8 protein-coding genes are annotated in these 11,960 nt (G+C 59.8%); 3 read left to right on the top strand and 5 right to left on the bottom strand.

Annotated features, from left to right (window positions below):
* Window positions 1-226 precede the first annotated feature (226 nt).
* Both D8U69_RS10820 and D8U69_RS10815 read right to left on the bottom strand, forming a co-directional pair.
* The gene (locus D8U69_RS10820; RefSeq protein WP_130907286.1) at window positions 227-1,399 is read right to left on the bottom strand and encodes a PAS domain-containing sensor histidine kinase; all 1,173 of its coding nucleotides are present in this window, start codon (window positions 1,397-1,399) and stop codon (window positions 227-229) included.
* The gene (locus D8U69_RS10815; protein WP_130907285.1) at window positions 1,389-2,204 is read right to left on the bottom strand and encodes an alpha/beta hydrolase; all 816 of its coding nucleotides are present in this window, start codon (window positions 2,202-2,204) and stop codon (window positions 1,389-1,391) included. Before D8U69_RS10815 ends, D8U69_RS10820 begins: the two co-directional genes overlap by 11 nt.
* 298 nt (window positions 2,205-2,502) lie before the next feature.
* On the opposite strand from D8U69_RS10815, the gene mexE reads away from it, so the two are divergent.
* Genes mexE through D8U69_RS10800 form a run of 3 tightly spaced genes read left to right on the top strand, consistent with a single transcriptional unit; the run spans window position 2,503 to window position 8,381 of the window.
* Window positions 2,503-3,756 carry a multidrug efflux RND transporter periplasmic adaptor subunit MexE gene (gene mexE, locus D8U69_RS10810; protein WP_056855403.1) on the top strand — a complete coding sequence of 418 codons (1,254 nt, stop codon included), beginning with the start codon at window positions 2,503-2,505 and terminating at the stop codon, window positions 3,754-3,756.
* A gap of 15 nt (window positions 3,757-3,771) precedes the next feature.
* Window positions 3,772-6,960, top strand: coding sequence for an efflux RND transporter permease subunit (locus D8U69_RS10805; protein ID WP_056855404.1), 3,189 nt, complete (start codon window positions 3,772-3,774; stop codon window positions 6,958-6,960).
* Complete coding sequence (locus D8U69_RS10800) at window positions 6,960-8,381, top strand: TolC family protein (RefSeq protein WP_130907284.1); 1,422 nt, start codon at window positions 6,960-6,962, stop codon at window positions 8,379-8,381. Before D8U69_RS10805 ends, D8U69_RS10800 begins: the two co-directional genes overlap by 1 nt.
* A 202-nt stretch (window positions 8,382-8,583) precedes the next feature.
* On the opposite strand, the gene D8U69_RS10795 is transcribed toward D8U69_RS10800, so the two are convergent.
* Genes D8U69_RS10795 through D8U69_RS10785 form a run of 3 tightly spaced genes read right to left on the bottom strand, consistent with a single transcriptional unit; the run spans window position 8,584 to window position 11,888 of the window.
* A complete protein-coding gene (locus D8U69_RS10795; protein ID WP_130907283.1) occupies window positions 8,584-9,558 on the bottom strand; it encodes an HlyD family secretion protein in 975 nt (324 codons plus the stop codon).
* A 4-nt stretch (window positions 9,559-9,562) separates the two neighbouring features.
* On the bottom strand, window positions 9,563-9,763 hold the full coding sequence (locus D8U69_RS10790; RefSeq protein WP_056855407.1) for a DUF1656 domain-containing protein: 201 nt from the start codon (window positions 9,761-9,763) through the stop codon (window positions 9,563-9,565).
* A complete protein-coding gene (locus D8U69_RS10785) occupies window positions 9,753-11,888 on the bottom strand; it encodes an FUSC family protein (protein ID WP_130907282.1) in 2,136 nt (711 codons plus the stop codon). The genes D8U69_RS10790 and D8U69_RS10785 overlap by 11 nt, the downstream gene beginning before the upstream one ends.
* Window positions 11,889-11,960: the final 72 nt, after the last annotated feature.

Genomic DNA, 11,960 nt, shown 5'->3' with positions numbered 1-11,960 from the left:
GATAGTAAAAGCAGCCCGGATGCCAGGCCACATTTATCTGAAACAAATGCATCGGGTTGATTTCAACACCCTGCCCCCAATGACAACCCGGTACAGCCTGGCCTTTGCTGTGCTCCGTTGAGCTCGGGCCTTGCTTGATCCCGCGGGGTCCTGCGATTCGCCAAACAATCAATCGAAACTCTGGAACACAACACCACGTCGATCATTGGTAATTTGTTGACCGGCCTTATTCAGGATGGGGAAGATGCACGCTGAACCGAGTGCCCTCCTGGGCCGTCGAGCTGACCGCAACCTCCCCGCCATGGGACCTGGCTATTTCTCTGACGATGAACAAACCAAGCCCCACGCTTCGCACATCACTGTCGGTTTCGGTGCCACGGGTCATGGGTTCGAACAGAGCGGCCACTAATGCATCCGCAATTGCCGGGCCGTGGTTATGGACCGAGATCACCGATTGATCGTCACCCCATTCGGAAACAATAGTGATCGGATGCGCCAGATCACCATATGCCACGCTGTTGGCGACCAGATTGCCAATGACCTGCTGCACCCGATCAGCATCCAGATAAGCGCGGCCAGAACCGTTGGACGTGTGCAAGAGTGTGGCTTGCGGAAAAGCGACACGCAGTTCATCAATGCTCTGGCTGATGAATCGATGCAAATCCAGCCAATCGGGATTGACCGCTATACCCCGCCCAATGCGCGCCAGGGCAAAGTCCAGCAAATCTGCGATCATGCGCTCGGCGCGGTCGGTCGAGCGACTGATGTGCTCGAGCATCTTGCTTTCCTTTGCGCTGCGCTCGGATTGGGCGAGGATGTCGGAAGCCATTCTGATAGCCGTCAAAGGGTTCTTCAGATCGTGGCTGACAATCGCGACCATTTGTTCGGCGAATGAAGCGCGGCGCTGGGATTTTTCGTAAGCGTCGTTCAACGCTGTTTGCGCCTGTTGCAGGGCCGTTTCGGCTGCTGTTTTTTCCCGCAGCAAAGCTTCTGCAGTTCGCCGGGCGTTGAGCAATTCGCGCTCGTACTTGTCGCGATCGGTGGTGCCGAACAGCGCCAGTTCATAAAACGCGCCACTTTCGTGCTCTCGTCGCACGCCGTTGAGCAGCATAGTGATGATGCGTTTGTCTCGGTGCAGCAGATCGAGCTTCACTTCGGCCACCGAACCCTGCATCTGCATCAGGGGCGCCCAGTGGGTCTGGTGGAAAATCCGCCCACCCATCGTCAACAGGTCCTGGAAACGCCGACCGACCAAATCAGGGGCATCGCAGCCGATCCAATGGCTGAAGGTCTGATTGCTACGCACAATGGTGCCATCTTCCCTGGTGACGACCAGCCCGCAGGGAGCCCCGTCGAACAGTGCTTGCGGATCGAGCAAAAACGGTATGTCAGCCGGCATTGGCAGCCGTCCACGGCAACAAGAAGTTGTCGATAGCTTCAGAACAGGCGCTAGGTACACTCATGTGCGGGCAATGACCGACGTTGGCGACGATGCACAGTGTGCTGTTGGGCATTACGGCTTCCAGGTACTTGCCGACCGCAATGGGGGCGATCAGATCATCGGTCGATTGCAGAATCAATGTCGGGGTGGTCAATCCGGCAACATCCTTGCGATTGTCGGACATGAACGTCACCCGTGCGAACTGCTTGGCGATCTCAGGCTCGGTACGACAAAAGCTGTTGGTCAACTCTTCGCTCAGTGCCGGCTGGCCGGGTGCGCCCATGATGACCGGGGCCATGGTGCTGGACCAGCCCAGATAGTTGCTGTCCAGGGTATCAAGCAGCGAGTGAATGTCTTCAAGCTTGAAGCCACCCACGTAGTTGTCGGTATCGATATAGCATGGCGACGGGCCGATCATCACATGCGCGTCGATTTTCCCGGGGGACATGCGGTCAGCCAGGACACCGATCATACTGCTGACGGAGTGGCTGACCACGATCACTGGCCCGCAGGCATACTCATCAATGATGTCACCCAAATCCTGAGCGTAGCCCGCCAACGAGTCGTATTTTTGGCAATCATAGGCCCCGAGGTCCGATTGACCCGCGCCTACCAGATCGTACAGCACGACTTTGAAATGCCCGGTGAAGTGATCGACGAGATAACGCCACATGGTCTGGTCGCAGCCAAAGCCATGGGACAAAATGAGCGTCGCCGAGCCTTCACCGATCACTTTTACATTGTTGCGACTTTGAAGGGACATGCTTGTTATCCAGGGCGGGCCGGAATCAACTCCGATAGCGGGCAGTGTAGATACTCGACAGTGTCCGGTCACGCTTAACTGCCTGCCGGTGGCGTTGACTCATGCCCTTTGATGCATTTTCGGCAACACTGAATTGCTATTGACTCAATTGATAGTCCGCTGATCAGAGGTGCATGCTAGAGGGCTGCATGGGGCCTCATATCATTCCGGATGATAGTTACCTTCGGCTCATTCGATTCGTGCCATACAACCTCGCCGAGCATCATTCGCCAATCTAAACACATTGGCGGATGCATCCATGGAACAGTCATTCAAACATTTGCGCTTCCCGTTGGCTTTATTGGCCATGGTGGTGATCAGCGCTTGCGGCAAGGCACCGGAAACGGCCGCTACGATGCCGGCGGCGAAAGTCAGCGTCGCCAAGGTGCTCGAGCAGCCGGTCAACGAGTGGGACGAGTTCACCGGGCGCCTTGAGGCACCGGAAACCGTAGAGATCCGCCCACGGGTCTCCGGCCAGATCGATGAAGTGGCGTTCACCGAGGGTGCCCTCGTCAAGAAAGGCGACCTGTTGTTCCAGATTGACCCGCGTCCGTTCCAGGCCGAGGTTCGCCGCCTCGAAGCGCTGGTCTCTCAGGCCCGCGCCACGGCCACCCGCAGCGAAAACGAAGCCCAGCGCGGTGAGCGCCTGCGTACCAGCAATGCGATTTCCGCCGAACTGGCCGATTCGCGAACCAGTGCCGCCCAGGAAGCCCGCGCCGCAGTCGGCGCCCTGCAAGCTCAACTGGACCTGGCCAAGCTGAACCTCAGCTTTACCCGCGTCACCGCGCCGATCAGCGGTCGCGTCAGCCGCGCCGAGATCACCGCCGGTAACCTGGTGACCGCCGATACCACCGCGCTGACCAGCGTGGTGTCCACCGACAAGGTCTATGCCTACTTCGACGCTGACGAGCGTGTGTTCCTCAAGTACACCCAACTCGCACGCCAGGGTAAACGCGGCGCCACCACCCCGGTTTACATGGGCCTGTCCAACGAAGACGGCAACCCGCACCAGGGCGTGATGAACTTCGTCGACAACCAGGTCAACCCGAAAACCGGCACCATCCGTGGTCGCGCCGTGTTCGACAACAGCGACGGCAGCTACACCCCGGGCCTGTATGCACGCCTGAAACTGGTAGGCAGCGGCACCTACAACGCCATGCTGATCAATGACGAAGCAGTCGGCACTGACCTTGGCAAAAAGTTTGTGCTGGTGATGGATGCCGACAACAAGACCGCCTACCGCGCCGTTGAGCTGGGGCCGAAGATCGAAGGCTTGCGCATCGTGCGCAACGGCTTGAACAAGGACGACACCATCATCGTCAAGGGCCTGCAACGGGTACGCCCCGGTTCGCCAGTCACCCCTGAAGTGATCCCGATGGCCAGCGAACAAACGCTCGCGGCCCTCGCACAACAACGACAAGCGCTGGAAGCCAGCAACCTGCCACAAGTCGCACCTGCCAAGGTTGCGCCGGGCACGGCTGTGAAACTGGCTGCAGCGACCCCACGCGGTTAAGGGATAACGACTCCGATGAATTTCTCCCAATTCTTCATTTCACGGCCGATCTTCGCAGCGGTGCTTTCGCTGCTGATCCTGATCGCCGGTGCGATCTCGCTGTTCCAGTTGCCGATCAGCGAATACCCGGAAGTGGTGCCGCCGACTGTTGTGGTTCGTGCGAACTTCCCGGGTGCCAACCCGAAAGTCATCGGTGAAACCGTAGCCGCTCCCCTGGAGCAAGCGATCACCGGCGTCGAGAACATGCTCTATATGTCCTCGCAGTCGACCGCCGACGGCAAGATCACCCTGACCATCACCTTTGCGCTGGGCACTGACCTGGACAACGCTCAGGTGCAGGTGCAGAACCGCGTGACCCGGACCGAGCCGAAACTTCCCGAGGAAGTGACGCGCATCGGCATCACCGTGGACAAGGCGTCGCCCGACCTGACGATGGTGGTGCACTTGACCTCGCCGGACAAACGCTACGACATGCTCTACTTGTCCAACTACGCCCTGCTCAACATCAAGGATGAGCTGGCGCGTCTGGGCGGTGTCGGCGACGTGCAACTGTTCGGCATGGGCGATTACTCGCTGCGGGTGTGGCTCGATCCGAACAAGACCGCTTCGCGCAACCTGACTGCAACGGATGTAGTGACCGCGATTCGTGAACAGAACCGCCAGGTAGCGGCCGGTGCCCTGGGCGCCCCGCCTGCGCCGAATGCCACCGCGTTCCAGCTGTCGGTCAACACCCAAGGTCGTCTGGTTTCCGAGGAAGAGTTCGAGAACATCATCATTCGCTCGGGCGACAACGGTGAAATCACTCGCCTTAAAGACATCGCTCGGGTCGAGCTGGGTTCCAGCCAATACGCCCTGCGCTCGTTGCTCAACAACCAGCCGGCGGTGGCGATCCCGATCTTCCAGCGTCCGGGTTCGAACGCGATCGAAATCTCCAACGAAGTGCGGTCGAAAATGGCCGAGCTGAAGAAGAGCTTCCCCGAAGGCATGGACTTCAGCATTGTCTATGACCCGACGATCTTCGTGCGCGGTTCCATCGAGGCAGTGGTGCATACCCTCTTCGAAGCGCTGATCCTCGTGGTGCTGGTGGTGATCCTGTTCCTGCAAACCTGGCGCGCATCGATCATTCCGTTGGTTGCGGTGCCGGTATCGTTGATCGGTACGTTTGCGGTGATGCACTTGTTCGGATTCTCGCTCAACGCCCTGTCGTTGTTCGGCCTGGTATTGGCGATCGGTATCGTGGTCGACGATGCGATCGTGGTGGTGGAGAACGTCGAGCGCAACATTGAACTCGGACTGACGCCGGTCGAAGCGACCAAAAAAGCCATGGGCGAGGTCACCGGCCCGATCATCGCCACGGCGCTGGTGCTGTGTGCGGTGTTCGTACCGGCGGCGTTCATTTCTGGCCTGACGGGTCAGTTCTATAAGCAGTTCGCCTTGACCATTGCGATTTCGACGGTGATTTCGGCCTTCAACTCGCTGACCCTGTCGCCGGCACTGGCTGCGGTATTGCTCAAGGGCCATGACGCACCGAAGGATCGTTTCTCCAAGGTGCTGGACAAGATGTTTGGCGGCTGGTTGTTCCGCCCGTTCAACCGTTTCTTCGAAAAGGCCAGCCACGGTTATGTCGGCACCGTTGCCCGTGTGATCCGCTCAAGCGGTATCGCCCTGCTGCTGTATGCCGGCCTGATGGTCCTGACCTTCTTCGGTTTTTCCAGCACCCCGACCGGTTTCGTACCCGGCCAGGACAAGCAATACCTGGTGGCCTTCGCGCAATTGCCGGACGCCGCGAGCCTGGATCGCACCGAAGACGTGATCAAGCGCATGTCCGACCTGGCGCTGAAACAGCCTGGCGTGGAAAGTGCCGTGGCATTCCCTGGCCTGTCGATCAACGGTTTCACCAACAGCCCGAACGCCGGCATCGTGTTCGTGACCTTGAAACCGTTCGACGAGCGCAAAGACCCGAGCATGTCCGCCGGTGCCATCGCCGGTGCCTTGAACGGCCAGTACGCCGGGATTCAGGAAGCCTACATGGCGATCTTCCCGCCACCGCCGGTACAAGGCCTGGGCACCATCGGTGGTTTCCGCCTGCAGATCGAAGACCGGGGCAACCTGGGCTACGAAGAGCTGTACAAAGAAACCATGAACATCATCAACAAGAGCCACAGCGTGCCGGAACTGGCCGGGTTGTTCACCAGCTACACCGTGAACGTGCCACAGGTCGATGCCGCCATCGACCGTGAGAAAGCCAAGACCCACGGCGTGGCCGTCAGCGACATCTTCGACACCCTGCAGATCTACCTGGGTTCGCTGTATGCCAACGACTTCAACCGCTTCGGTCGCACCTATCAGGTCAACGTTCAGGCCGAACAACAGTTCCGCCTCGAATCCGACCAGATCGGCCAGCTGAAAGTGCGCAACAACAAAGGCGAGATGATCCCGCTGGCGACCTTCATCAAGGTCAGCGACACCTCGGGACCTGACCGCGTGATGCACTACAACGGTTTCATTACCGCTGAAATCAACGGTGCGGCAGCCCCCGGCTACAGCTCCGGCCAGGCCGAAAAAGCCATCGAGAAACTGCTCAAGGAAGAACTTCCGAACGGCATGACCTACGAATGGACCGACCTGACCTACCAGCAGATTCTGTCTGGCAACACCGCGCTGTTCGTGTTCCCGCTCTGTGTGCTGCTGGCGTTCCTGGTGTTGGCGGCCCAATACGAAAGCTGGAGCCTGCCACTGGCGGTGATCCTGATCGTACCGATGACCCTGCTGTCGGCCATTACTGGGGTGATCGCCTCCGGTGGCGACAACAACATCTTTACCCAGATCGGTTTGATCGTACTGGTGGGGCTTGCCTGTAAGAACGCGATTCTGATCGTCGAGTTTGCCAAGGACAAACAGCTCGAAGGCATGAGCCCGCTGGCGGCGGTACTCGAAGCGTGCCGTCTGCGTCTGCGGCCGATCCTGATGACCTCCTTCGCGTTCATCATGGGTGTGGTGCCACTGGTGTTCTCCAGCGGTGCCGGTGCCGAGATGCGTCATGCGATGGGTGTGGCGGTGTTCTCCGGGATGCTCGGGGTGACCTTCTTCGGTCTGCTGCTGACGCCGGTGTTCTACGTACTGATCCGTAACTTCGTCGAACGCGGTGAAGCGCGCAAAGCCGCCAAGGCGCTGAAACTGCAAAATCAGCTGGAGTCGCATTGATGAGTTTGAAAGCTTTCCTGCCGAGCCTGCTGGTACTGGCACTGAGCGCCTGTGCCGTCGGCCCGGACTACAAGACCCCAGCCACAGAACCGGCCAACATCACCACTGCCACCGACGGTGCGGCCGGTCAGAAGAATTTTGACCGCTCGCGTTTCGAAGGCATCTGGTGGCAGCAGTTCGAAGACCCGACCCTCAACCAGTTGGTGACTGAATCGCTCAAGGGCAACCGCGATCTGCGCGTCGCCTTCGCCCGCTGGAAAGCGGCGCGGGCGATCCGTGACGACGTCAGCAATGACGCGATGCCGACGATCACCAGCCGGGTCAGCAGTGACCTGGGCAAGGGCCAGATCCCTGGCGAAACCACTGACCGGGTCAATAGCGAACGCTACGACCTGGGCCTGGACATGGCCTGGGAGATCGATCTGTTTGGCCGCATCCAGCGCAATCTGGAATCGGCCAACGCCGAGCAACAGGCACTCGAGGCTGATCTGTACCAGCTGCAAGTCACCATGATCGCCGAACTGGTGGATGCTTACGGTCAACTGCGCGGTGCCCAGCTGCGGGAAAAGATTGCCCTGGCCAACCTGGAGAACCAGCAGGAATCGCGCAAGATCACCATCAGCCTGCGTGATGCCGGCGTTGGCGATCAGCTCGATGTCGAGCGCGCCGATGCGCGCCTGGCCTCGGTCGAAGCCAGCGTGCCGCAATTGCAGGCGGAGCAGGTGCGGCAGAAAAACCGCATCGCTACCCTGCTCGGTGAACGCCCGGACAAGCTGACTGTGGACCTCAGCCCCAAAGACCTGCCGGCGATTGCCAAGGCGCTGCCGATTGGTGATCCGGGTGAACTGCTGCAACGCCGTCCGGATATTCTCAGTGCCGAACGCAAACTGGCCTCGGCCACGGCGCGCATCGGCGTGGCCAAGGCGGATTTGTTCCCGCGTGTCAGCCTCAGCGGCTTCCTCGGCTTCACCGCCGGGCGCGGTTCGCAGATCGGCTCCTCGGCGGCCAACGCCTGGGCGCTTGCCCCGAGCATTACCTGGGCGGCCTTCGATCTGGGCAGCGTGCGTGCCCGTCTGCGCGGTGCCGATGCCGACGCCGAAGGCGCACTGGCGACTTACGAGCAACAAGTCTTGCTGGCCCTGGAAGAATCGGAGAACGCCTTCAGCGATTACGGCAAGCGCCAACAGCGGCTTATTTCATTGATTCGCCAGAGTGAGTCCAGCCGCTCCGCAGCCGATCTCGCCGAGATCCGCTACCGCGAAGGCACCGCCGATTTCCTCGTGCTGCTGGATGCGCAGCGCGAACGTCTGGCGGCTGAAGATACCCAGGCCCAGGCTGAGGTCGATCTGTATCGCGGCATCGTCGCGATCTACAAGGCCCTGGGCGGTGGCTGGCAGCCGGAGACGGTCGCCAGCAAGTAATTCGGTTTACTAAAGAGCTCCTTTGGTTGGCCGCAACCAACCAAATTTTTTGCCCCGCGTATCATTCGGTCGCGGGGCTTTTTTTTGCATTTTTTCAGCCAAACAACATGGATCCTGTAGGAGCTAAGCTTGCTCGCGATGACGGTCGCAACTTCAACATTGATAGTGGCTGACATGACGCTATCGCGAGCAAGCTCGGCTCCTACGGGGGGTAGCGCTGGTCTTCGGACTTTTGGGATTGCTGCACGGTCACGGTGGCTGTTGTTCCAGCGCGCAGTTTGTCCTTGCCCGCATAATCCTCGTCGATCCGTATCCGCACCGGCACCCGCTGCGCCAGTTTCACCCAGGTATAACTGGGGTTGATGTTGGCCAGCAAACGCCCGCCCGGCAGGTTTTCGCGGTCGGCAATGGCGAAGGCGATGCTTTGCACGGTGCCGCCAAATCGCTCGCCACTCATCAACTCGATAGCGACCCGGTCGCCCTCCCCGATTCGCGGCAATTTGGTTTCTTCGAAGTAGCCGCTGATATAAAACGAATCGCTGTCCACCAGCGCCACCAAGGGTCCACCCGCCGTTGCATAGTCACCCTGGCGGGTCAGCAGATTGGTGACGTAGCCGCTGACCGGCGACTCGACCCGGGTGCGTTCAAGATCATGTTCAGCCTCGGCCAGCGCAGCAATCGCCAGTTGTACGTTGGCCTGGGCAAACCCCAGGTTGGCCTGGTTGCGCAGCAAATCGGCTTCGGCCACCGACACATCGGTGTTGGCTTTTTCCCACTCTTCGCCAGAGATCGCCGAACGCTCCTTGAGGGTACGCCGGCGGCGTTCCTCGCTTTGGCGCTGACGAAGCAATGCCTGGCTGGCGACAATCGTTGCTTGCGATTGCCCCAGTGAGGCCTTGGACACCTCCACCGCGCGCTTGGCGTGTTCCACTGCCAGGGTGTAGCGCGAGGGATCGATCTCCAGCAGCAACTGGCCCTTGTCCACATGCTGGTTATCCTGCACGTTGAGTTTGACGATGCGTCCGGCGACATCAGCGGACAACGTCACCACATCGGCGCGTACCCTGGCGTCCCGGGTCCACGGCGCGCGCGTGTAATGCTCCCAGGCAAACCAGCCGAGCACAAACGCCAGCGCTACCACGGCTAACGTCGAGAGTCGGGCAAGAATCGTCTTCAAGGCATCAGGCTCCCATCCACAGAATCAGTGTCGCGCACACGCAGGCGTACAGCGCGCCTTCGAACAACGCTTCATGCCAGACCAACCGCAGCACGCCGAGGCGGCGCAGCAGCCAGTCCAGCAGCAAAAATATCGGCAGCCCCAGCAACAGTGCCTGGGCAATCGGCGGCAGATAAACACCGCCTATTTCCAGATCAATGGGCAAGTGTCGGTTCTCCTTGGGGTGCTGTGGATTCAAAGTGGCCGCGGTGTCGTTCCAGGAATGACACGACGATCAGCAGCGCTACGCGCATGCGGAACACCGACCATAAATGTTCATGCACGCTTGAATGCAACGCGTCCAGTTCATCACCCAAGCTGTGCAGGCTGCCTAGCACGCGATCGACATCGATATTGGCCCGGCCGGCGACCAGGCGCCCGGTTTCCCGAACCGTGGCGAATAAACGCTCCTGCGTCTGCGGGCTCAACAACACGTTGTTTTGCCCCTGCTGCCTGAGCTGATTCAAGGCAATGCCCAGGGCCATACTGCCAAGACTGACTTCGAACAGTTCCCGCGAAGACGAGTCCTCGATGGCTGGCAACAAGCCCAGCATCATGGTCAGGCGATCGACCATGCGGCTTTCGAAGGCAAACTGGTTTTCATCGGTGGCCGCAGCTTTCAGCAAGGCGTAGACCTGTTCGCAGTTTTCCTGGTGCAACCGACGCATGCGCAGGCCGGGCCTGAAGGGGAAAATCAAGGCATAGACACTCAAGGCCAGTGCGGCAGCGCACACGTAAGCACCGGCAAATTCGAACCATTGAATCGCGGTGTTCTGGCCCAAACCGGTGTTTTGCGGCCCTAACAGCAAAAACGTGGTCAGCCCCAGACCGATCCCGGTCCCTGTGGTCGGCGGGCTGGACAACCCGACGGCGACCGCATACAGCAATGGCACCAATAACAAAGCGAGCAATTCGAAGCTGCTGATCATCGGTACCAGGGCGAACTGAAGCACCGCCGACACGACCAACGCCAACCCCAACCCTCTGGCGTAACTCTGGACTGCCAGCAATGGCCGGGGAAATGTCGCCATCAACGAACAGAGAATGCCGGTCACGATCATCCCGCCCCGCGCGCCGTCCCAGCCGGTTTCTATCCAGATCAGGCCCGCGACCATCAGCGCGCTGTAGGCGCGGATAGCGTTCATCGCCGCCAGCGTGTAATCCAGATGCAAGGGATTCTTCTGCCCACGAAACATGCTGCTGGCGCCGCGCCCGCTCTGGATCGCGTCGCTCAACTCAAGAATGGTTTCCAGCTGCTGCAGCATTCGCGCCTGTTCCCAGCGCAAAGACCATGACAGCGAGCGTAATGTCGCCTTGAGCGGTTCGGTAAGCTGTTCCGAGCGATAAGCCAGCGCATCAAAACGCTTTTGCAGTACCGCAAACTGCCGTCGTTGCTCCGCCGGAAGTGCGCGCCCTTGCCGGGCCAATTCATCGAGAAACTCCAGTTCTTCGGTGAGCAACTGCCGAATCTCCAAGGGAATCTCACCCTCCCAGCGCTCCAGCAACAATTCGCGCTGATGGCGCAACGCAGTCAGCCGTGCCGTCAACAGCACCAGTTGGTTGCCCAACAATTGCACCAGATCGTCGGCGCTGCGCAACCGCGGTGCATCGTAATAGAGGTGGCGGCGAACGCCTTCCAATGCACCAATCTGCGCAAGCAGCTGCATTTGTCGGCGATGGAACTCGGCCTCGCTTTCTTCAGTACGGATGACGGCGCTGGCGTGCGTGGCCAGCAGCTTGATCACCTGATCGATCCGCGCGAAGTAATCCTTGGCCACGGCTTCCGGGCGTGCGGTCAATAGACTCACCACGCAAACACAGGCCACCGCGAGCAATGTTTCGGTGACACGGGTGACGGCCAGCAAAAATGTGCCGTCAGGTTCCGGCACGGCCAGCAAACCGACGACCACCGCCGTATACCCGCTGAGTACGAATGCCTGCGAACTGGTGTAGCGCAACAAGGTGCCACCGGCAGTACACAACGCCAGCCACAGGGACAGCGTGATAAGAAACGGCACCGGCGCCTGGGGGAAAATCGCCATGATCAGCACCGCCACAGCCGCGCCAAGCGTAGTGCCGATGACCTGGCCGAAACTGCGGGCCAAGACCATGCCGGCCAAGGGCTGGCTAATGATGACCACGGCCATGATCGACCATTTGGGTTGCTCAAGATCGAACACAAATGCCAGGTACAGCGTCAGCAACCCGGCCGCAATGGTTCGCAAGGCAAACAGCAACACCCCGGGGCCGGGGTGAAGGATCGCCTTGAAGTACTGCAAAAACGGCTGCATGGAACGCTCGTTGATTGCTATTCAGCAAGCGTAGACACTGCTTCGCAACCTCGACAACCTGAAGAAAGCGCT

The sequence above is a fragment of the Pseudomonas sp. Sample_16 genome, assembly GCF_004307665.1.
Lineage (GTDB): Bacteria > Pseudomonadota > Gammaproteobacteria > Pseudomonadales > Pseudomonadaceae > Aquipseudomonas.
Note: the sequence above shows the minus strand (reverse complement) of the source record. Positions and strands in the feature narration are given on the sequence as shown.